A 21,274-nucleotide genomic window follows, 5' to 3' on the forward strand; every position below is an offset into this window, starting at 1 on the left:
TCCTCCTCCGGCTGGAAGCGGGGACGCCTCTTTCGGTTGCGGTGCTTGTTGGCGATGACCATGTTGTCCCCGATAGTGATGCCAGGGTTAATGACGGCTCGTCCGCCGATCCACACGTTGTTGCTAATCGTGACCGGTTAGCCGAACTCCGCGCCTGATGCTCGTTACAAGCTGACGAGTGGGAGGAGGGAAACCCCAAGCCTCTCAGAGACTCAGGGTTTCTTTCACCTTGTTACTGAAGTTTGCTGAGACGTCCTCGTACAACCTCTTGTCCTGTCGCGATAGCACCGGTTTTCAGGGCGGTTAGTATTTTCTCCATAACAATATCGGATGGTTGATTGACATCGTCTACAGCCGCAAGCAGTTGGTTTCCGATATTTGTTGCGCCGGTTTTCAAGACGGATTGAAAAAAATCCTTTGCATGGTTGTTCGAAATTTTCGCTTCTTTTTTGCTTTTTTTAGACATAGATATCACCTCCTTTCCCGTTCGTGCGGCATCAAGAGGTTAATTTTTTATGCGAATGATCTTTTTTCCTGCGTCCATCTTTTTTTTGGATTTTGCTTGCGATAATTTTTTTATTGCTTTTTTCTCTTTTTTTTGTTCCTTTTCTTTCAATTTCTTCTTTTGTTTCTTCTCTTCTTTCATTTGTTTTTTTGATTTTTCAATCTTCTTTTTTTCGCCCGACCAGGTCAGAAGCGCGTTTCCGAGAGACCGGGTTCCTTCGATTAACATGGAAGTGGAATTTTCGGCATTGTCCGGCAGATTTTGAGCTGAAGGTTTGTTTGCTTGTAATAGCCGTTTTTGACCCAGGAGCTGCTTCCATTCCCCGTTCTGCGTTTGCAATTCTAGTCTGCTCCAGAGAGCTGCGGCCTGCTTGTTCATTCCGATTCGGGCATAAGCTTCGCTCAGTTCGTCCAACAACTGGGAGAACAGGTCAGCTCGCAGGTTTTGCTCCTGCTTCAATTGCATTTCGATGAGGAGGGTATAATCCTCGATTACGGTGTTCGTTCGGTGGAAATATTTCTCCGGAAGCTCATAGGCGTTTTTACCGCGAAGCAAGCGAATTTCGGCATTACGGGGATCGGCGGCAACCGCGCTGTCCAAAAGCTTTAAACCATTATTGGACCACCTGAGCTTATCGAACGGGTTTATTTTGTCACGAGCAATCAAGATCATGGAGCTCCCATAATAAGCATCCAGCAAGGCTGAATGCGGAAGGTCGATTCGCAGTTGCTCCAATAATCGATTGGCTTCCAGTGCAGCCGCTTCGCTGCCCTCGACGCCTTCATTATGAAGCCGTATGGCTGTCAGCATTCTTTCGTCCAGCATTTGGGGTCGTTTCATGTCAATCATGTTGGTCACTTGTCAATTCCCTCGCTTTTCAGCTTGACGAGTTTCTGCAAGATCTCATCCGCCTTATTAAGATGTCCCGCAATTCGATAAGCTTCGCTTAATTGGTTTAGTACCTCTTTCAATTGCTTGGCGGTAAGAAATGTGGAATCAGCTCCGTAACGCTCAAGCAGGAAGGAAAAATCCTCAATTGCTGCTTGAGCGGTGTGGAAATAGTCATCGGGCAGCCGAAGAGAGACGTTCGCGCGCAAGAATCTAATTTCTTTTTGATTCGGCTCCATCGCAACGGCGTGGTTCAATGCTTCGATAGCTGCCAACGCCAATTCCTCTTTCTCTGGAAGCCGCATGCTGTCGCGAGCCAACAAGGCTAATGAACTGCCGTAATAGGCTTCAACAAGCGCATGCTCGGGAGCGATTCGCCGTAGCTTAACGAGCTTTTCATTAGCGATTTTTGCCGCCTTTTTATCTCCGTCCGTCCCTGCATGATGCAGCTTCTTCGCTTCTTTTAATCGTTTCTCGAAATTGCTGCCTTCTACCATAATAGCAACCTCCCTATGAAAGAAACTCTCTCATTTCAAATGTTAGCTACTCGTACAATATGATAGATTCGGTTCCTCCGATTGGATGAAATCCTTATTTTCATAAAATATACGTTTGTCCGAAACCAATCTATGAAAGCACGCATTTGCTAATAGAGAAATTGGAAAGGAGGGCAACGGTTCCCGAAATACATGTCAATAACAGCATGGATAGGAGGTTATCTATGAAAATGCTCACTCATAAAATGACGGTTAACATCGACGAGCATGCCTCTCATCTTGAATCATTCAAATCCTTTTTCAAAAAGCTGGATGATGAGGGGAAAACGATAGAAAAGCTGCCTCGGCAGGAAATCGAAGCGTATCAATTGAACGCGATTAACGCGACGCTCGCTCATGCCTGGAGCCGAAACGACTATTATCGTTCAAAGCTGCAGGAGGCAGGCTTTGCCGTTCCGGAGATTCAAAGCATGGAGCAGTTGGCGGCTTTGCCCATGCTTCATAAAGAGGTAATACGAGGCGACAAAGAAAAAATTTTGTGCGTAGAGGCGAAGGAAATCGGTCAGGTTCATCTCACAAGCGGTACTTCGGGCAAGCCGATCTATACGTCCTACACATTGGCGGATCAATATGTATATGATTTGCTGCCGAAATATCTGGAATTGTTCAAGGAATCGGAGGCGGATGTGGCAGCAATCGCATTGCCCTATGAATTTGCGCTTCCTGGACTTGGCTTTCAGCGTTTATTCCAATTTGCGTTTGGAACCGCAATTCTATCTCTGGGCAAAGGTGGTTATATGGCCCCTGTAGATAAATCGCTGGAATTAATGAAGGAATACGGAGCCACCGTACTGGCAACGACTCCGTCCTATGCCGCTCTCTTGGCGGAAGAAAGCGAGAAATGCGGCATTGCCATTGGCAAGGATATTCGCTTGAAGAAAATATGGCTGACTGGCGAAGGCTGTTCGGGCGCGTTCCGCGAGCGTCTTGAGCAATGGTGGGGCTGCGAGGTATCCTTCTTCTACGGCTCGACGGAATGCGGCGTTGTCGCAGTGGAATGCAGCAATCATAGAGGCTATCACATCATGGAGGGTCATGTGAAAGTAGAGATTGTCGACAGAGCGACGGGAGAGAAGCTTCCTTATGGCAAAATAGGCGAAATCGTTGTGACGACTTTGCTGCGGGAAGCAATGCCGATGATTCGTTACCGTACCGGTGATATCGGATTTCTGCAAGCATCGAAATGCGCTTGCGGTCTTACGATGGATGTTCTGCAGCTCCGGGGAAGGATGGAGAATATTCTGACCTTTAATGGCGAGAGCTACTCTCCGTTCATGCTGGAACAATTTCTGATGGAAATTGGGGATGTGGGAATGTGGTATCAATTAAAGCCCAGCGATAATGCTTTGAAGATTGTGGCCGAGCCGTTCCGAACGAGCTTGACAGAAGAACAATTGGCTGCGAAAATCCGCAATCATATGCTGGATCGAATGGGTATTCCTTGCGAAGTAGAGATTAGGCACGATATTCCTCGCTCATTCGGCAAAGCAACCCGAATCATCATGTAAGCCATTCCGCATAGAAGGAGGTGTCTCCAAATGATCGACTGCAATCCGGCGCTGAAGGACAGGTTCGAAGCTTTGATTGCCAGATTAGCTCATTCACCGCTGTATAAGGAAAAACTGGCGTCAATCGATCGAAATCGTTTGGAGCTGAATCAGCTCCATTCCTTGCCGCTTACGACAAAGGAGGAGCTGAGAAACGCAGGCACATACGGAAGTCTTGCCGTTAATCGAAGGCAGATTTCGCAGTATCACGAATCTACCGGCACAACCGGCATACCGTCCGCATCTTGGTTCACGCAAGCGGATTTGCGAACCGGCGGACAGCAAGTAATGGAATGCGACATGCAATTAAACGCTGAGGATTCGGTGCTTATCCGTTTTCCCTATGCACTGGCGCTGCCCGCTTTCCTTATGCAGGAAGCGGCAAGAGGGGTCGGCGCGGAAGTGGTTCCCGCAAGCGGGCGAACGGTTGTGACGCCATATCCAAGGGTGCTTGATCTGATGAAGCGTCTTGATGTCACGATCCTGGCGGGACTTCCGCGTGAAATGGAGCTGCTGGCCGAAGCAGCTCGTCTCCTCGGCCTCGTCGATTTCCCGTCATTGCGGGCGATCTGCGTTGCCGGAGAGCTGATGAGCGCGAGACGGAAGAGGCATATCGAGAAGCTATGGGGCGTGCCCGTCTACAATCTGTACGGCTCGACGGAAACAGCCAATATTGCAGTGATGTGCGAGCATGGAGAGATGCATGTAGCCCAACAAGATTTTATAGTAGAAGCGCTAAGCGAGGATGGTTCTCATTCTGTCGATCCAGGAGAGAGAGGCTTTGCGGCTATAACGACGCTGTCCCATCAAGGCTCACCGCTGCTGCGTTACTTTAATGAAGATATTATTTCGATAGATGCCTCCTCCAATTGCGGTTGCGGCCGTCTAACAAACAAGCTTACGCATTTCGGAAGAGGCATGGATCGCATTCGAATTGGCGACAAGGTATTGGATGCGTTCGATATTCAAGAAGCCGTCTATTCCTTGTCGCCCGTGCCGGATGCATGGAAGGTGTTCGAGAGGGAGAATGGCCTGCATGTCCTGCTGGATTCTCACCATTGGAATCGCTGGAATATTGAAGATATTCGTTCCATATTGGGCAAGATGCTGCAGGTGCCGGTAACCGTTGGAATCGTACACGACTCTATGTTGCTTAATCGTAACGCGCTTATGGATAACACGCCTTCGATCAAGCCGGTATATATTCAAAAACGAATTAGAGGGAATGATCAGCATGAGTCAAAATCAGAATGATTCCAACAAGGAGCGCAAGCTGCTGGTTAGCCGTCAATACCAGCAGGATAACACCATTATTAAAGTAAAAGACGTTGAAATTGGAGGAGCTTCGCATGTTGTCATCGCAGGACCTTGCTCTGTCGAATCGAAGCATCAACTGTTGACGGTGGCCGAGACCTTGAAGCAGGAAGGCGTTAAGTTCCTGCGGGGAGGCGCGTTCAAGCCAAGAACCTCTCCTTATGATTTCCAGGGACTTGGAGTGGAAGGGCTGAGACTAATGAAGGAGGCGGCGGATAAAACCGGCTTGATCACCATTAGTGAAATCATGAGCAAGGAGCAAATTGATCAAGCAGCACGCTATATCGACATCTTCCAAATCGGCGCTCGCAATATGCAAAATTTCGAATTATTGAAAGCTGTCGGACGCACCAAAAACCCTGTGCTACTGAAACGAGGCTTGTCCGCAACGCTCGAAGAATTCCTATTCGCGGCCGAATATATCGTTCATCAAGGCAATACGCAAGTTATTCTCATCGAACGAGGCATTCGCACCTTCGAGAAATGGACTCGCAATACGCTCGATATATCCGCTGTTCCCCTATTGAAACAAGAAACGCATCTGCCCGTTCTCGTAGATGTCACCCATTCGACAGGCAGGAAGGATATTCTGCTTCCATGCGCGAAAGCCGCGCTTGCAGCCGGAGCTGACGGCATTATGATTGAAGTGCACCCTAATCCGCCCGAAGCGCTCTCTGACGCCAAGCAGCAAATCAACCTGGAAGAATTCCATCAATTCTGGAAGGGTCTCCGCGATTCCAATTTGTTTCATTGACATGAGGATGGGGGATAGCGTCCATGCAGGATAAGAAAACCTTTGATTTTTTGCGGCGTCTGGTATTCGAGATGTTGTTAGCGACGGACGGCCGCACTACCGATATGCTGGAAACCTTGTTGAATGAGAAGATGCGCGTATCAGTATTGCGTCAAGAGCTTGCAGGCGGAGATCATATTCGAGAATCGATTTTGGTAAGCGGCAGTACGAATCTGGTTGTTTCCCAAAATATAGCGCTTGTTCATTCCGGGAATGTTCCGCCGGCACTGTTCGAGAAGATCGCCGGCAAACAAGAGGGAATTGGAAAGTCGATCAGCGCGTTAGGCCTTGAATCCTTCAGAGAGGTAGCGGCATCCGGCTTTATTCCGAAGGCAGATGTCGTCGATTTATTTCAAAAACCGGTTTCGCTTCGATTTTTCGATTGCGGCAGTCTCATCCCATACAAGAAATATTTCATATACTTCGGTCTCCTTCCCGGCATTCAAATGCTGGAATACTTCAACCCGGAGCTTGTCAATCACCGTTTAAGGCAAGCAATAAATAACGATGGAGGTAGGAATAATGAGGAATGATCAAATGAGAGAAGAGAAGGAGCTTGAGAAACAAGCCAAACAAGCAGAGAAAGAGAAGAGGAAGGAACAGAAGAAAAACGATAAGGAGCAGAAAAAGCAGGAGAGGAACATGCTGAAAGCAGAGAAAAAAAGCAAAAAAAGCATCCCTCGGGACGTTTAAGTAAAATCTGCTTCCCTATTATGGAATAGAGAAGCAGAATACATAATATAGCGATCTCATTCGTTTTGATTCTTTTTCATTTGCGCAACAAATTCCTCGCCCGAGATGACCATTTGTTCAACAGCATGCAGCGCGCCTGCTTTTACAGCCTCAAACAGCTTTCCGGCAGGAATATCTGCCGCTCTATCCAATTCCTCCAACGAATCAACAACATGCTCTCCCGCCACTTCGGCACCGCTTTGTACGGCTTTCGCATAACGATTTGCGAATTGCAAAAATCCATTTTTGATTTCGTCGAACATCTTCGACATTCCCTCCGCTTCCTTCGACAATGGTCTCATCCCTCTCTCAATTAAATTTGAGCAGCATCCGCATCATTCTTCTTGCGCATTCTCTTGCTTCGCATGTTCAATTAATGCTTCAGGTTTTTTTGTCCTTTTGCTTCGGAAGCTGCTTGTCACATATACATTCAACATAGCGACTACGACACCGGCTACCAGCACGAATGCTATGACACCGGCTAAAGTCAGACCAAGAATAAAGAGAGCCCGATCTGCGAATCCCATATTTTTTTTGCCCAATGGAAGCTTCACATCCTTCTTGTTCTTTCGTGCTGTTTCCTCTCCTAATCTAGTATATGATGATGACTGCTAGAGCATATGGGTGTATGACGCTGGAGGGGACAATTCCGCAGCAATCCATTTTCGAAGCGCAAGCCGGAGGCTCCTGCTTGTTCCACGCTGTATAGGCAAAAGGTTTGTTCGAGAATGGCTGTCCAAAGTCAGTCGATTTCGGTTATACTGTTAGAGAATGAATAATGAAGAAAGTGGGAGCAGCATGGGACGTAAATGGAATAATATTAAAGAGAAGAAAGCATCCAAAGATGCAAACACAAGTCGCATATACGCCAAGTTCGGCGTTGAAATTTATGTAGCAGCCAAGAAGGGCGAGCCGGATCCGGAATCGAATCGCGCGCTGAAGGTTGTGCTGGAAAGAGCGAAAACCTATAATGTGCCGAAAGCGATTATCGACCGCGCGCTGGATAAAGCGAAAGGAAGCGGAGACGACAATTATCAGGAGCTGCGTTATGAAGGCTTCGGGCCGAATGGATCGATGGTCATCGTTGACACTTTGACGAATAATGTGAATCGTACAGCGCCTGAGGTTCGCTCCGCGTTCAATAAGCAAGGCGGAAGCATGGGCGTCTCCGGATCGGTTTCCTATATGTTCGACGCGACTGCGGTGTTCGGCATTGCCGGCCGCACGCTTGACGAAATTATGGAGATTATGCTGGAGGCCGACGTGAACGTTCGCGATATCGTGGAAGAGGATGACGTCATTATCGTCTATGCGGAGCCCGATCAATTCCATGCCGTTCAAGAAGCATGCAAAGCGGCAGGCATAGAGGAATTCACCGTGGCCGAGCTATCCATGCTGGCGCAAAATTATGTATCTTTGCCCGGGGACGCGCAAGCTCAGTTCGAGAAGCTGATCGACACGCTCGAGGATCTGGAGGATGTGCAGCAGGTTTATCATAATGTGGAGCTCGAGGACTAGGCGCGCCATTTTACGATTCAGCAGAAAGAAGCCGCGAGCATTCGCGGCTTCTTTCTTGCGCTTGCTCGGCGCGATGATCGACGGCAATCCGTTGCCGCGAGCATGGGCGGCCGGTATGGGCGGCCTTTAATCGCGAGCTTTGCGATAGGTAATCAGCAGCAGCAGGAACGAAATGACAATGATCGAAATCGTCCAAACCCACGCCATTGCCGTATGACCGGCGTCGACGGCCACGTAGATCGCTGTTGGCAGCGTCTGCGTTCGACCAGGGATATTGCCTGCGATCATCAAGGTTGCGCCGAACTCGCCAAGCGATCGGGCGAAACCAAGAATGAACGCTGTCATTGAGGAAGGGAGAGCCAGCGGGAGCGAGATATACCGGAATACTTGCCGGTCGGACGCGCCTGCCGATCTCGCCGCTTCCTCCAGGCTACGATCAATGCTCCCGAAGCCGGTTTTCATCGTCTGATAGACCAGCGGGAACGACACGACGATGGACGCCAACACTGCCGCCCACCAAGAGAATAGAATGGGGGAGGCGAATATCGCCTCCGCAAGCTTGCCGATCCAGCTTCTTCGTCCGAGCAAGACGAGCAGGATGAAGCCAACCACGGTGGGGGGCAATACAAGCGGCAGCATGAAGACTGTTTCAAGCAGCAGCTTTCCTTTGAAGGTTCGCCGTCTCATCCACCATGCCGTACCGACGCCAAGCAACAAGACAAGAATGCTTGCAAGAATCGCAACCTTCAGTGATAAGAGAACCGGCGTTAGGAAATCGGAAAAGGTCATGGTTTGCCTGCTTTATTCGGGAACGGTAAAGCCGTATTTCTCGAATACGTTATGCGCCTCCGAGGACTGCAAGTAGGCGTATAACTCTTCGGCTGCCGCTTTATGTTCCGTTGCCTTCAAGATGCCGATTCGATATTCGACCGGCGTATATAAGCTTTGATCCACCGTTAGAGCGACTTGCGCTTTTTCGGAAGTCAAGGCATCCGTTCGATAGACAAAGCCGGCGTCGGCATTGCCCGTCTCCACATATTGAAGCACTTGCCGTACGTCCTTCGCTTGAACCGTTTTGGATGTCAATGGTTCCCACAACGAGGCGCTGAGGAGCGCTTCTTTGGCGTAATTGCCAGCCGGCACGCTTTCGGGAATGCCGATGGCGATGTGGCTGAAGGAGGAGTTCGTCAAATCATTTAACGACGTTAATTGCTTCTGGCCGCCTGCAGGAGTAACGACCACCAACTCGTTATTCAGCAGCTTCGTCTGTTCATCTTCTTCAACGAACTTATCCGCAACAAGCGTTTCCATCGGACCGCTCGCCGCCGATAAGAACAGGTCTGCCGGAGCGCCGTTCTCGATTTGCTTCTGCAAGGCGCCCGAACCGCCGAAATTGAATTGCAAGGTGACATTCTCATGCTCGGATTGATAGAGCGTTTGAAGCTCGGTTAGCGCGTCGGTCAAGCTAGCGGCTGCGGACAGTACGAGCTCCACCGGTTCGGCGGAGGATGGCTCCGCAGTATCGTTTGTCGGCTGATTGGAGCCATCATTAGCGTTTCCGGCTTGACTGCAGCCAACAAGACCTAGAAGGAATACCAGGAAAAGCATGACTGCCGTAAATCTCTGTGTACGGTTAATCAACATCACCACTCCTAATCTATCTAATTATATTTAAATATAACTAATTATAACTAGGTATAACGAAAAAGCGCAATGACAAAAATCTTATCTCTACATTTCCCGAACAAACCGCAAACTATGATAAGATAAGGAACAGTGAATGAATCGAAGCTGCGAGGTGGAAGCAATGACGGCTCCTGTATCCTATACGACGGAAGAAATTGCGGCTTTATTGAAGGTGTCCAAGCTTACCGTCTACGATCTGATCAAGAAGGGCGAACTGGCGTCCTATCGTGTGGGCAAGCAAATGCGTGTGGACGAAGCTGATCTGGAGGCATACAAACAACGCTCGAAGGGAGCGACTAAGAGCGTCAAACGACCAGTCGTTATAACCGGCCAAGACATTAGCCTCGATCTCCTGGCGAAGCATATGGAGGAAGCCGTGCCGGATGTCAGACCTCTTCGCGCGCATGTGGGAAGTCTGGACAGCTTGATTGCCATGTATCGCGGGGAATCCGATATCGTCAGCACCCATCTATGGGACGGAGAGACGAATGCTTATAATCTGCCCTATATTCGAAAAATTCTTGTCGGCTCCTCCTATATCGTTGTAAATCTGCTGTCGCGCTGGGCGGGGCTCTATGTCGCGAACGATAATCCGCTCGGACTCAAGCATTGGGATGATCTCAAACAGGACGGTCTTCGGATCGTGAATCGGGAGAAGGGCTCAGGAGCCCGCGTACTGCTTGATGAGCAGCTTAGACTACACGGCATTCCCGCAACTCGGCTTATCGGGTATGGAGACGAGCAGTCCAATCATCTTGGCGTGGCCAGCAAGGTGGCGTCCGGGGAGGCCGATGTCGGCGTTGGCATCGAGAAGGCTGCAAGCATAGTCGGCAATGTCTCATTCCTGCCGCTCCAATTAGAGCAATATGATCTTGTCTTAATGAAGAACGAGGACAATAGAAAATGGATTCCGGAGGTGCTGGAACTGCTTCGCTCCACGCGTTTCCGCAAGGAGCTCGGCGCCTTGCAAAGCTATGATCTGTCTCTGACGGGCCAGATTTTATACGAAACGTAAAAACTTAAACGGCATTTGGAAAAGACACAGTTAACGAATTGAGGAGTGTGGCAATGAGCGGATCGAAAGGCAAGGGCGGAACAGGCAGGGGCACGGGCAAGAAAGGGTGGAACCGTTGGCAGGCGGCGGAGAAGAAAAAGTCGGCCAAACGGGTGTTTGCGAAGCCTGCCGCTTCCAAAGGGAAGGCGACCGACAAGAGCGGAGCTTCAAGTGCAGACAAAGGGAAAGAGCCCGATAAGCAATAAACCAAAGCGAATGATGTAGTGTAGACAGAGCTTTCCAGTCGCCAGCGATTGGAGAGCTCTTTTCGATTCAAGAGAGCCCGCGCGCGTATCGCTTCCGACAATCTGAAGGTGAATGTCTCTTGTATTGCCTGAATAGTTGGCTGAAATAATTGACGCTGCCGAAGCCGACGTTAAACGCGATTTCCGTGACCGGGTCGGAGGTGTTAATCAGCAACTGTTCGGCGGCATTGACTCGAAGCAGATTGACATACTCCACGAAGGTTTTGCCGGTTACTCTCTTGAAGGTTCTGCAGAAATGGTATTCGCTCAGATTGACGATGTCGGCCGCTCGCTGTACGGTCAACTTCTCCGGATAATGCATCTCCAGGTACGCAATCAGCTCTTTGAACTTCTCGCTTAATTCTCCCGTGAATGAGCCCGAGACGCCTGCTGAGACATAATATCGGGATAGATGGACGAGCAGGAGTTGCAGCATGGACGAAATCGCAAGCTGAAATCCCCTTGCTTGCACTTCATATTCAACAATGAGCTGTTCAATCATTCCGGCGATAAGCGAATAATGCTCGTCATTCGCGGATAGATAAGGAGGAAAGAAGCTCCTGCCCGCGATATAGGGGGTCGTAATTTGACGAAGATAGGAACTGCCCGTCATGCCTTCGACTAACTCGGAATGAAATACGATTGCATAATATTCCACCTCAAGCTCGTCATCCGCAAACCCTGTATGAATCATTCCTTTGTTTACGAACATCAAATCGCCCGGCTCCGGCCGAATGGTTTCGGAGCCGATATAGAAGGTCGCATTGCCTCTCACAAAATAGATAATCTCCCAATCGTCATGCCAGTGCAGATGCAGAATTTCCTTGCCCGGCGGCTTGATGTGAAACACATCGAGCGGAAAGCCCGGCATGCGATGCGGAACATTTTGCCTGATTTGCATAGGATTTGTCATGCTGAAGTCCCTCCAAACAGCAATATCTCTTAACTTATCAGCAATATCAGATAGAGAACTGTTGAAGCGTTGCGCCTATAATTATAGACAATCCACAATGGAATGGAAAGCACCATCTGGATTGAGGCGCAAAAGGCGAAGAAGGGCGGAGCTGCCGCCTAACGAGGAGGAAGAGGATTCATGAAAACGTACAAGCTTGGCGTTATCGGATTAGGCGAGGGTCGAAGCATTATGTCGGCTGCGCTTTCGAGCAAGAGATGGGAGCTGACGAAGGTATGCGATCTCAATCAATCGCTGTGCGAGCATCGAGCCGAGGAATTCGGATTCGACAATTGGACGACGGATTACAGCGAGCTGCTGAGCGATCCCGAGATTGACGCCGTTGCGATCTATACACCCGACCAATTGCATCTTGCCCATATCATTCAAGCGTTGGAGGCCGGCAAGCATGTGATCTGCACCAAGCCGATGCTCACATCGCTGGAAGGCTCGAAAGAGCTCCTGGAAGCCGTGCGGAAATCAGGCAGAAGAGTATTCGTGGGCCAGAGCTCTCGCTTCTTCGAGCCAATGATTCATCAAAGGGCCGACTTCGAGCAAGGGCGTCACGGCGATGTTCAGACGGTTGAGGCTCACTACATTTCGGACAGCCGCTGGTTTCTTGACAAGCCCTGGAGCCGGCAACGGGGCTTCAGCTGGATGTATAATTTCATGATTCACGCCGTTGATCTGGTTCGCTGGTATTTGCCGGATGCGGCCGAGGTGACAGGCTTCGGCAATGTAAGCGAGAATAGCCGCGTATACGGCCTCTACACATGGGATTCCATGCGTCTCCTCGTCCGCGACGACAAGGGAAGAATCGGACAAATTTCAGGCAGCTATACGATGCCGGCGCTGGGCTCGGAGGTTGAGCCCGGGATTGGCTGCGTTATTCGGGGAACGAAGGGCTCCTCTAGGGCAGAGTATTCCAATCTGCGCTATCATACGCATTTTGCGGGGGAAGGCAGGGTAACGCATTCCTTCGAGGATAAGCATGATTATTACTTCCGCTTCGAAGGCAAGAGCCATCATGCCGGCGAATATCAGAATTATATCGAATATTTCGCGGATTGCCTGGACAACAACATCAAACCGCTGCCAGACGCCGAGGAAGCGCTGCAGACACTCGCCTTGATGGCTGCGATGGAGCGCAGCATGAAGGAAGGCGGCAAGCTTGTCCGCATTGGCGACATCCTGCGTGAGCATGATCTGAAGCATTAGTAAATCTTCAAATGGAAACGGCTTTAATCTTGCCCCCATCGGGCGGACTAAAGCCGTTTTGGCGTATAGAAGAAACCAATAAACCGTTCAAGAAGCAGATTACACCAGGCCGAATCCCCGGACAACCTGCGTCACGACAAAGGTCACGCCGATCGCTATCGCGGTAGGCAGCAGGAAGGAGAGGAAGGTCCACTTGGGACTGCGCGTTTCTTTGAAAATATTAATCAATGTTGTGCCGCATGGATAGTGGAGGAGCGAGAACAGCATCATATTTAATGCCGTTAACCAAGTCCAGTTATGACTCAGGAACAGCTCCTTGATATTCGTCATGCCGTCCGCGTCGACCATTGCGCCCGATGACAGATAGCCCATGAGCAAGATGGGAAGCACGATTTCGTTGGCCGGAAGACCAAGGATGAAGGCCATCAGAATGAAGCCATCTAGCCCAATCGCATGCGCGAATGGATCAAAGAACGCCGCCATATGGTTCAAGACGCTGACGTCGCCGACATAGATATTGCCTAATATCCAAGTCAGGACGCCGGCCGGAGCCGCTACAACGACAGCACGCTTCAGAACGGCCCAGGAGCGTTCACGCGAAGCGAGCAGAATCGTTTTCAAGTATTGCGGCTTGCGATAGGGCGGAAGCTCTAATGTATAATGCGTCGGCACGCCTTTCAACATGGTTTTGGACAAGGTCCATGACACCGTCAAGGTAACGACTATGCCAATGAGCACCATGCCGATCAGAATCAAAGCAGTCGTTAATGTCTGAAACGACGAGGCTACGCCTACCGTCATGAACAGCGAGGCGAGCAGAATCAAGGTTGGCCAGCGCCCATTGCACGGCACGAAGTTGTTCGTTAGAATCGCGAGCATGCGCTCGCGCGGCGATTCGATGATGCGAGTGGACATAATTGCGGCGGCATTGCAGCCAAAGCCCATGGACATGGTCAACGCCTGCTTGCCGTGGCCGCCGGATTTCTTGAACAAGCGGTCCATATTGAACGCGACCCGCGGCAGATAGCCGAAGTTCTCCAGCAAGGCGAACACCGGGAAGAAGATCGCCATAGGCGGCAGCATGACGCTGATAACCCAAGATGTGCCTCTGTATAGACCAAGCACCAGCACGCCTGTCAGCCATTCCGGAGAGCCTATTGCATGAAAGCCATCCAGTAAGTAGCCTTCGATCCAGCCGAAGAAATCGGCGATTAGCGCGGAAGGAACATTGGCTCCCGCAATCGTCAGCCAGAATACGGCGCCAAGCAGCAGCAGCATGATTGGAAAACCCCATATCGGCGAGGTGACGATGCGATCAAGCTTGTAGGTGCTTCTCAGCTTCTCTCTATTCTTATAGACGACCACATCGGAGCAGAGCTCGCCTGCCGCGGCATAAATGCCGCTAACCAGTTGATCGCGCACATCTGCTTGCGATTTGCCAGCTCGTTGCTTCAGCTCCGAGATAGCGGCGTTAAGCGCGAATGTTTGCCGGCTCATGGATAATCCACTCCTTTGTCCGCTCCGACATCGCCTTGGATTCCATTGCGGTCCAGATGCTGTCGTCGCCTTCGATCAATCGAACGGCAACCCAGCGCGATGGATATTGATCGCCGATAAGTCGCTTGATCTCAGGTTCAATCGCTTTAATGCGAGATTCGATCTCGTCGTTGTAAGTAATCTGCATGGGAGAGGGAAGAAGCTCCCCGATTGCGATCTCTTGAATAACCTTCAGCAGCTCCTGAATGCCTTCCTTTTTGCGAGCAGATATTTTCAGCACCGGCACGCCGAGCTTCGAGGCGAGCTTGCCTGCGTCGATGCTGATGCCAAGCTTTCTCGCTTCGTCGATGAGATTGATGCAGAGCACAACCTTAGGCGTCATCTCCATCACTTGCAACGCAAGATTCATATTCCTCTCTAATGAAGTGGCATCCAGAACAACGACAGTCACATCCGGTTTGTCGAAAATAATATAATCGCGGGCAACCTCTTCATCCGCTGAATTCGTGAAAAGGGAGTATGTGCCGGGCAAATCGATTAGCGTATACGCATTTCCATCGAAGTCATAGCTGCCTTCGGCCCGTGCTACCGTCTTGCCTGCCCAGTTGCCGGTATGCTGGCGCATTCCGGTTAATGAATTGAATAAAGTGCTCTTGCCGGTATTCGGGTTGCCAGCCAGCGCAATTCGATAATGAGCCATCTTATTGTTCCTCCTTCAATTTGCCGAATAGACGATCTCCTTCTTCCTTCCTGAGCGCGATCGTCGTCTGATTCACAAGATAAGCGACCGGATCGCCGAGCGGACTTCGCTGCAGCACCTCCACGGTTGCGCCGGGCACAAAGCCGAGATCCATCAATCTGCGTCGCAGCACGCCATCCACTTCCGATTTCACCAACTGAACGCGTTGACCCGTTTTGAAAGCAGACAACGGCGATAGCGCGGTTTCACTCATAAAATTCCCTCCTATATAAATTGGCCGAGGGCCATTAAGTTGCACAAGGGCAAACATTGTGTAAAAAAAAGGGAACCAATCCGTAGTTTGATTCTCTATGTATATGATCATACACCATTTTTGTTGCGTGTACAACAAAAACTTTCCTTAGGGAAACATTTTAGGGGGCGTGCAAGTGCGAAGCGAAGCGTTAGTGATATTTAGGGTAGAGGTTTTCTCACTATTGTTGGAAGAGCTCGTAGACAACGCAGCCAGCCTCGCCTATAATGAAAAAACAATATTTGCCAAAGGGGATCGATCCATTGACGACTAAGCAAGTAAAGCCCAACGTCTTCATCGGCAGCTCTCGTGAAGCTATTCATTATGCCAGAGCGGTAAGCGCTTGCCTGGAGCATAGCTGTCAAGTGAATCCATGGTTCGCGGGAACCTTTCAAGCGAATGATTATACGATGGAAGCGCTGGAGCGCGAATTAGAGGCAAATGATTTCGGCATATTCGTGTTCGCGGCGGATGATGTGGCTCTGATTCGCAATCAGCTTGTGTTCATTACGCGCGATAATACGTTGTTCGAGCTTGGGCTGTTCTGGGGAAGATTGGGACGCAAGCGGGTTTATTGCATCATCCCCCGCCATGTGGAGGAGCGCGACGATCTGCTGCCGGGAGAGAGCGTCTCCAGCTTTCATCTGCTCTCCGATCTCGCAGGTCTGACTTTGCTTCATTATCAAATCCGAAAGGATCGGAAATATGCGGCGGCTGTGGACACGGCGTGCGGGGAAATTCTGAAGGCGATCGAAACCGAGAAGCGCTATGAGGATCCGAAGCGGCAGTTGGCGCGAAAACAGGCCGAGCTCGATCGAAAACAAAGTATCCTTCACTTCTTCTGGGAATATATTAGAAATGTGAGCATTGCCGATGAGAGCGAGAGATATTCCGCCTTCGCCGAAGCGATTCGCAATTCCTTCCTTGCTCCGCCTGCTCTGCGCACAATCGGAGCTGCCATCTGGATGAGATCCAGCGAGGAATGGATCAGCCAGGTCGGGGGCAATGTAGGAAGGGGCAGAAGCTTTCATCTTCAGGACAACGAAAACCTCCACGAGGATCAGCAGCGCATTTATGTCGTAGACGCATTTTTAAGCGGAAAATGGTCGTTTTTTCACCGTCGCGAGATTGCAGAGGTGTATATCCTGTGTTATCCTTTAAGCAAGAGGCATGTCCTCTCCGTGCATATCTCGGGAAGCCGAATGTTGACGGCGACAGAGCTTGGCAAGATGGTTGAAGGCAATGACGAGTTATTGGCTACGATTACGCATTTGGTAGGAGGGGAACCGTCATGAACAAACGCGTGAAGAAGAATTCGGGCGGCGCCGTCCCGATCAAAACGAGCAGGAAGAAGACCAAATCCGGCGTTTATATCGGCCCTTCGCTTGAAGGAACAGACAAGGAATACGTGAAGATTATAAGCGGCAAGGTATCTGATCGGAAACCGTCCTTCGCTTAATGAACCGTTTCGGCTTGCCGAGCGGTTTTTTTACCACAATAGAATTTATAAGTATCCGAGACACTTAAACTGTAAACTCATTTGGCGATAAACCTACCTCTAAACGCGGTCGCTCATCTTCGAGAGACCTCGATAGAGGTTTTCTCATTTTGAAGGCTTATCCATTGTTGCCCATGTACAATAAGGCGTACGGCAAGGGGAAACGGATTGCCCTACAGGGAGTGTGTGTGAATCGATGACTGTCTTGAATCATGCGGAATTCCCCGCATTGACTGGCCAGATTGACTGGGGCACGGTGAAATCAAAGTTTCGGCTCTCCACCGCGTTCGATGAACTGTTGGTCAGCAATATCAGTATAATACCCTGCGTTCTCGATAAATATGTCATTTTCCAGATTGAGGATGGGAGATGGGAGCTGCCGGGAGGAACGCTCGAGCCAGGGGAACCTTATATGGACGGATTAAAGCGCGAGCTGATGGAGGAGCTTGGCGGCGTGCTGTTAAGCTATGAGCTCTTCGGATACTTTGCGTGCGAATCGAAGCTGGAGAAGCCTTACCGCCCGCATATCCCCCATCCATCCTTTATCCGGTTGATCGGTTGGGGAGAAGTCAGCTTGGTGCGGCCGCCGCTTAATCCGCCAGACGGCGAGCAGGTCATAGCGGTCGAGACAGTAACGGTTGACGAAGCCGTGAACAAGTTCATGAGCCAAGGAAGAAGCGATATCGCGGAAATGTACAAGCTGGCTCATCATATTCGTTGCGGCGCCGATACATAAAGCAAAGATTCATTTGACAACTATGGAGGAATAACAGCTATGAGAGCTATTATGCAAGATGAAAAGACGAAGAAGCTGGCCGTCGGCCAGGCTGAAGAACCTGACCCCTCTTACGGCGACCTGCTTGTAAGCGTAAGAGCGACTGCCCTTAATCGGGCGGACTTGCTGCAGAAGAAGGGTGTATATCCGCCACCGCCCGGCGCATCGAACGTACTCGGCCTTGAGATGGCCGGAGTGGTGGAAGAGGATTGCGGCGCATGGCGGGCGGGAGATCGCGTAATGGCGCTTCTTCCGGGCGGGGGGTACGCGGAGCGTGTTCGAATTCCCGCCGGCATGGCGATGCCGATTCCGGCTGCATTGTCCTTCGAGGAAGCGGCCGGCATTCCTGAAGCGTTCTTGACCGCTTATTTGAATATGTTCCAGCTAGGAGGATTGAAAGCCGGCCAAACGGCGTTAATCCACGCAGGCGCGAGCGGCGTCGGAACTGCAGCGATTCAACTGGCCAAGTCATCCGGCGTTCAAGCTCTGGCTACCGCGGGAAGCGAAGAGAAGCTGGCGATCTGCAGCGAGCTCGGAGCGCTTCAAGCGTTCAATTATCATGACGGACCATTCCTGGAGAAGGTACTCGACGCAACGGGAGGTTCCGGCGCGAACGTCATTCTCGATTTCATCGGCGCGTCTTATTGGGAGCAGAACCTGTCCGCTTTGGCGCTGGACGGCAGGCTGATCATTATCGGCACACTGGGCGGCAGCCAGATTCCCGGCCTCCATCTCGGACAATTGCTCATGCGGAGGCTGCAGATCATCGGTACCACGCTCCGCACGCTAAGTCTGGAGCGAAAGCGAAAGCTCACGGCGGAATTCTCCAGCTTCGCCCTGCCGCGCTTCGCGTCGGGAACAATGAAGCCGGTAGTCGATTCCATATGGAGTTGGCATGAGATCGAAGAGGCCCATGAGCATATGGCGAATAACCGCAATATCGGCAAGATTATCGTTCGAATCGAGAACTAGGAGGCAGCAGAGATGAATCAAAGATTTCCAATCGGAAGCTTTAATCATGAGGGCTCTATCACGCGAGAGACGCGCGAACAATGGATCGAGGAGATTGCAAATTTGCCCTGTCAGTTGGAGAAAGCTGTCGACGGCTTGTCGGAGAAGCAGCTGGATACGCCATATCGCGACGGAGGCTGGACGCTTAGGCAGGTTGTGCATCATATCGGGGACAGTCACATGAACAGCATCCTCCGATTCAAGTTGGCGCTCACGGAGGAGCAACCAACAATTCGTCCTTATCAGGAGGAGCTTTGGGCTGAGCTTGCCGACTCCGTTTCAGAGCCTGTCGGAACATCGCTGGCGCTCATCGAGAGCATTCACCGCAGGTGGGTGACGCTGCTTAATGCGATGAAGGACGAGCAGTTCGCTAGAACCTTCTTCCATCCCGCTTCCGAAGAAATCATTCGCCTCGATTACGCGCTTGGCATGTACGCTTGGCACGGACGGCATCATCTCGCTCATATTTCGTCGCTGAAGACGAGGATGAATTGGGCATAGCCCGACTGTCGGCGCGGGGACAGAATAAGTGAGATCACAAGCAATGGCTGCGCAGGCGGATCATGGTCCGCCTGCGCAGCCATTGCTCTTTGAAGAAGATAGCGGCACAATGCAGAGGCGATTGCAACTATCGCTTAAGACTCGCCGCGAGAGCGTTAAGCTCCGCCATCATGTCCATATACGCGGCGTTGGAGGCGAGGGAAGCGGTATAGCTTCTCCACTCTGATTCGGATATCGCGCCCATGATGAATTTAAGCTTCATTTGATTGAGCGTGCTGTTAAGCTCGACATATTTGTTCGAGCTGGTAACGCTTTGCGCCTCGGGAAACATCGTAGCCGAATACGACAGCTCGCGCCACTGCTCTGCGGCTGATTGGTATTGCGCTTGCTGCTCATTGCTCATCGCATCGAGTCGGGAGTTGCCGGCAAGCATGTCGAATCGTCCGAAGAGCCGCTCTGCTGCTGCCTGATCCTCTTCGCTCCAATCCTCAAGCTCCAACCAACCGTTGTTCTTCGTCATCGCGATGCCTTCACTGTACCAATTCAGCACCTCGTCCAGAGGCAGCTTGGACATTACGCTCACGATATAGGTTCCGCTTCCTCTCGAATTCCATGGCGCAATCGGCTCGCTGTTGTCATCTGCCCGAACGGAGGAGAGCGGCAGCCAATCAGCGTTCGCACCGCCTTCATGCGCCGAGAGCGCGGCCGCTTCATCAAGGGTGAGCGCGGCGACCCCTGTCTGCTCCTTCTGCAGCTTCGCCAGATATTGCGCCTTTGTCTGCACCGAAAATTCCTTATCGATCAAGTTCTCCTCATAGGCGTCGCGAAGCCATTGCAGCGCATGAATCTCTTCGTCCGAGAGCGCATGGTCGATCGCCTTGCCATTCTCCAGAGAGAATCTTTCGGGCTCTCCTGTGAAGGCTTGTTCAACCCATTGAAAAGTTCCGAGACTTAGTCCTCCCGCATACCCGGTCAGCGGAATGGTGTCATGCTTGCCGTTGCCATCCGGATCCTTGGCTTCGAAGCTCTCCAGCACCTGCTTCAGCTCATCGAGCGTTGAGGGCTGCGACAAACCCAAAATATCGAGCCAGTCCTGGCGAACGGCAGGGAACGGGGCGTCATGCGGATCGAACGGACGAGCGATGCCGACCAGACTTCCATCCGCGAGGCTGCGGCTGCCGATTCGAGCATCAGCCAGCTTTTGCAGCTCGGGGTATCCTTGCAGTCCTTCGCTGAGCTCCATTGTTATCGAGGAAAGCATATCGTCGGCAAGCTGATTGGCATCCTCGATCAGCATGAGCGAATCCATATCGCCTGCAGCTATTTTCAGAAAGGTCTTGTCGCGGTAATGATCGACGCCCGTAAACGATAGATCCGCATCGAGTTTCGTTCTGCTCTTCATATACGCTTTCAATTTGTCTGTTGAGATATCCTCGTCGCCGTCGTTCTTCGTGAATACGTTCAGCGGCGTCAGGAGGCTCTGATTGAACACGGTCGCGAGCCTTGAAGCCTCGTCCCAAGACACGGACAATTCGCTCGCTTCCGCAATGAAGCGAAGGGGAACCCACAGCTTGTCCGATTCCGTGTAGGGAGCCGCCGGCAAATTCTCGACTGTATTGCCGTTCCACTGCGCTTGCTGCTTGCCTTCCCAGAAGATGAGAACGGTTCTATCTCTCGTTGCAGTCAGCTTCCGCAATTCGTCATCGTATGTAACGGTATAGCCCAGGCCTTGGAAGAGCTCTAAGGCCGGAACCATCATCGTGCTGTTCACGAGCACAGGCGAATCGGACAGGGTTACCTCGATATCCCTGAATTTCAAATGAACATTGGTTACGACATTGGAACTAACGCCGCTTGCCGCGACGATGCCTCTTGCGCCTGCTTCTCCATGAATGACGACAGGGGACGCGACGAGAGACAAGCATACGGCGAGCGTTCCGCTTAAGACAGCCTTGTTCTTGACATATTTCCGCATAGAACGATCCTCTCTT

At 51.0% G+C, this 21,274-nt stretch carries 25 protein-coding genes and 2 pseudogenes; 14 read left to right on the forward strand and 13 right to left on the reverse strand.

Going from position 1 to position 21,274, the window contains the following annotated elements:
• Positions 1–47 precede the first annotated feature (47 nt).
• The 4 genes and pseudogenes from HFP08_RS29140 to HFP08_RS02400 form a co-directional block, all read right to left on the reverse strand.
• Positions 48–164: pseudogene (locus tag HFP08_RS29140) on the reverse strand (DapH/DapD/GlmU-related protein); the annotation flags it as partial.
• Positions 165–232: 68 nt separating this feature from the next.
• On the reverse strand, positions 233–466 hold the full coding sequence (locus tag HFP08_RS02390; protein ID WP_168118931.1) for a hypothetical protein: 234 nt from the start codon (positions 464–466) through the stop codon (positions 233–235).
• Positions 467–505: 39 nt separating this feature from the next.
• Positions 506–1,354, reverse strand: a complete 849-nt coding sequence (locus HFP08_RS02395; RefSeq protein WP_206109165.1) for a hypothetical protein — start codon at positions 1,352–1,354, stop codon at positions 506–508.
• Positions 1,355–1,359: 5 nt separating this feature from the next.
• Positions 1,360–1,890, reverse strand: coding sequence for a hypothetical protein (locus HFP08_RS02400; protein ID WP_168118932.1), 531 nt, complete (start codon positions 1,888–1,890; stop codon positions 1,360–1,362).
• A 224-nt stretch (positions 1,891–2,114) separates the two neighbouring features.
• On the opposite strand from HFP08_RS02400, the gene HFP08_RS02405 reads away from it, so the two are divergent.
• The 5 genes and pseudogenes from HFP08_RS02405 to HFP08_RS02425 all read left to right on the forward strand — a co-directional run bounded on the left by HFP08_RS02405 (position 2,115) and on the right by HFP08_RS02425 (position 6,297).
• Complete coding sequence (locus tag HFP08_RS02405) at positions 2,115–3,458, forward strand: phenylacetate--CoA ligase family protein (RefSeq protein ID WP_168118933.1); 1,344 nt, start codon at positions 2,115–2,117, stop codon at positions 3,456–3,458.
• A gap of 30 nt (positions 3,459–3,488) precedes the next feature.
• Complete coding sequence (locus HFP08_RS02410) at positions 3,489–4,751, forward strand: phenylacetate--CoA ligase family protein (RefSeq protein WP_168118934.1); 1,263 nt, start codon at positions 3,489–3,491, stop codon at positions 4,749–4,751.
• Positions 4,693–5,565: pseudogene (locus tag HFP08_RS02415) on the forward strand (bifunctional 3-deoxy-7-phosphoheptulonate synthase/chorismate mutase); the annotation flags it as partial. The gene HFP08_RS02410 and the pseudogene HFP08_RS02415, both read left to right, overlap by 59 nt.
• A 23-nt stretch (positions 5,566–5,588) precedes the next feature.
• A complete protein-coding gene (locus HFP08_RS02420) occupies positions 5,589–6,137 on the forward strand; it encodes a 4-hydroxybenzoate synthetase (RefSeq protein WP_168118936.1) in 549 nt (182 codons plus the stop codon).
• On the forward strand, positions 6,127–6,297 hold the full coding sequence (locus HFP08_RS02425; protein WP_168118937.1) for a hypothetical protein: 171 nt from the start codon (positions 6,127–6,129) through the stop codon (positions 6,295–6,297). The genes HFP08_RS02420 and HFP08_RS02425 overlap by 11 nt, the downstream gene beginning before the upstream one ends.
• A gap of 56 nt (positions 6,298–6,353) precedes the next feature.
• Here HFP08_RS02425 and HFP08_RS02430 read toward each other — a convergent pair whose 3' ends face one another.
• On the reverse strand, positions 6,354–6,608 hold the full coding sequence (locus HFP08_RS02430) for a hypothetical protein (RefSeq protein WP_240941037.1): 255 nt from the start codon (positions 6,606–6,608) through the stop codon (positions 6,354–6,356).
• A gap of 63 nt (positions 6,609–6,671) precedes the next feature.
• The gene (locus HFP08_RS02435) at positions 6,672–6,878 is read right to left on the reverse strand and encodes a hypothetical protein (protein WP_168118938.1); all 207 of its coding nucleotides are present in this window, start codon (positions 6,876–6,878) and stop codon (positions 6,672–6,674) included.
• Between the two features lie 256 nt (positions 6,879–7,134).
• Between HFP08_RS02435 and HFP08_RS02440 the strand changes: the two genes are divergently transcribed.
• Positions 7,135–7,854, forward strand: coding sequence for a YebC/PmpR family DNA-binding transcriptional regulator (locus HFP08_RS02440; RefSeq protein WP_168118939.1), 720 nt, complete (start codon positions 7,135–7,137; stop codon positions 7,852–7,854).
• 126 nt (positions 7,855–7,980) lie between these two features.
• Here the strand turns inward: HFP08_RS02440 and modB are convergent, their stop codons facing one another.
• Together modB and modA are read right to left on the reverse strand one after the other, a co-directional pair.
• Complete coding sequence (gene modB / locus HFP08_RS02445; RefSeq protein ID WP_168118940.1) at positions 7,981–8,643, reverse strand: molybdate ABC transporter permease subunit; 663 nt, start codon at positions 8,641–8,643, stop codon at positions 7,981–7,983.
• A gap of 12 nt (positions 8,644–8,655) precedes the next feature.
• Positions 8,656–9,498 carry a molybdate ABC transporter substrate-binding protein gene (modA, locus tag HFP08_RS02450; protein WP_240941040.1) on the reverse strand — a complete coding sequence of 281 codons (843 nt, stop codon included), beginning with the start codon at positions 9,496–9,498 and terminating at the stop codon, positions 8,656–8,658.
• A gap of 163 nt (positions 9,499–9,661) precedes the next feature.
• Here modA and HFP08_RS02455 point away from each other — a divergent pair, with 163 nt between their 5' ends.
• Positions 9,662–10,555: a helix-turn-helix transcriptional regulator gene (locus HFP08_RS02455; RefSeq protein WP_168119431.1), complete on the forward strand. Its 894-nt coding sequence runs from the start codon at positions 9,662–9,664 to the stop codon at positions 10,553–10,555.
• A gap of 53 nt (positions 10,556–10,608) precedes the next feature.
• Positions 10,609–10,800 carry a DUF3934 family protein gene (locus HFP08_RS02460; RefSeq protein ID WP_168118941.1) on the forward strand — a complete coding sequence of 64 codons (192 nt, stop codon included), beginning with the start codon at positions 10,609–10,611 and terminating at the stop codon, positions 10,798–10,800.
• 67 nt (positions 10,801–10,867) lie between these two features.
• Here the strand turns inward: HFP08_RS02460 and HFP08_RS02465 are convergent, their stop codons facing one another.
• The gene (locus tag HFP08_RS02465) at positions 10,868–11,752 is read right to left on the reverse strand and encodes an AraC family transcriptional regulator (protein WP_168118942.1); all 885 of its coding nucleotides are present in this window, start codon (positions 11,750–11,752) and stop codon (positions 10,868–10,870) included.
• A 180-nt stretch (positions 11,753–11,932) separates the two neighbouring features.
• On the opposite strand from HFP08_RS02465, the gene HFP08_RS02470 reads away from it, so the two are divergent.
• Positions 11,933–13,009 carry a Gfo/Idh/MocA family protein gene (locus HFP08_RS02470; protein WP_168118943.1) on the forward strand — a complete coding sequence of 359 codons (1,077 nt, stop codon included), beginning with the start codon at positions 11,933–11,935 and terminating at the stop codon, positions 13,007–13,009.
• Between the two features lie 99 nt (positions 13,010–13,108).
• Here HFP08_RS02470 and HFP08_RS02475 read toward each other — a convergent pair whose 3' ends face one another.
• Genes HFP08_RS02475 through HFP08_RS02485 form a run of 3 tightly spaced genes read right to left on the reverse strand, consistent with a single transcriptional unit; the run spans position 13,109 to position 15,459 of the window.
• On the reverse strand, positions 13,109–14,506 hold the full coding sequence (locus tag HFP08_RS02475; protein ID WP_168118944.1) for a ferrous iron transporter B: 1,398 nt from the start codon (positions 14,504–14,506) through the stop codon (positions 13,109–13,111).
• Positions 14,481–15,206: a FeoB small GTPase domain-containing protein gene (locus HFP08_RS02480; protein WP_168118945.1), complete on the reverse strand. Its 726-nt coding sequence runs from the start codon at positions 15,204–15,206 to the stop codon at positions 14,481–14,483. Before HFP08_RS02480 ends, HFP08_RS02475 begins: the two co-directional genes overlap by 26 nt.
• A 1-nt stretch (position 15,207) precedes the next feature.
• Entirely contained in the window at positions 15,208–15,459 is a 252-nt protein-coding gene (locus HFP08_RS02485; protein WP_168118946.1) for a FeoA family protein, read from the reverse strand.
• Positions 15,460–15,761: 302 nt separating this feature from the next.
• Here HFP08_RS02485 and HFP08_RS02490 point away from each other — a divergent pair, with 302 nt between their 5' ends.
• The 5 genes from HFP08_RS02490 to HFP08_RS02510 all read left to right on the forward strand — a co-directional run bounded on the left by HFP08_RS02490 (position 15,762) and on the right by HFP08_RS02510 (position 19,283).
• Entirely contained in the window at positions 15,762–16,793 is a 1,032-nt protein-coding gene (locus tag HFP08_RS02490) for a TIR domain-containing protein (RefSeq protein WP_240941042.1), read from the forward strand.
• Positions 16,790–16,957, forward strand: coding sequence for a hypothetical protein (locus tag HFP08_RS02495; RefSeq protein ID WP_168118914.1), 168 nt, complete (start codon positions 16,790–16,792; stop codon positions 16,955–16,957). Before HFP08_RS02490 ends, HFP08_RS02495 begins: the two co-directional genes overlap by 4 nt.
• A gap of 235 nt (positions 16,958–17,192) precedes the next feature.
• A complete protein-coding gene (locus tag HFP08_RS02500; protein ID WP_168118948.1) occupies positions 17,193–17,732 on the forward strand; it encodes an NUDIX hydrolase in 540 nt (179 codons plus the stop codon).
• 39 nt (positions 17,733–17,771) lie between these two features.
• The gene (locus HFP08_RS02505; protein ID WP_168118949.1) at positions 17,772–18,743 is read left to right on the forward strand and encodes an NAD(P)H-quinone oxidoreductase; all 972 of its coding nucleotides are present in this window, start codon (positions 17,772–17,774) and stop codon (positions 18,741–18,743) included.
• A 12-nt stretch (positions 18,744–18,755) separates the two neighbouring features.
• Positions 18,756–19,283, forward strand: coding sequence for a YfiT family bacillithiol transferase (locus HFP08_RS02510; protein WP_168118950.1), 528 nt, complete (start codon positions 18,756–18,758; stop codon positions 19,281–19,283).
• Positions 19,284–19,410: 127 nt separating this feature from the next.
• Here the strand turns inward: HFP08_RS02510 and HFP08_RS02515 are convergent, their stop codons facing one another.
• Entirely contained in the window at positions 19,411–21,258 is a 1,848-nt protein-coding gene (locus HFP08_RS02515; protein WP_168118951.1) for a stalk domain-containing protein, read from the reverse strand.
• Positions 21,259–21,274: the final 16 nt, after the last annotated feature.

This window comes from Paenibacillus sp. HB172176 (assembly GCF_011947265.1).
Lineage (GTDB): Bacteria > Bacillota > Bacilli > Paenibacillales > Paenibacillaceae > Pristimantibacillus.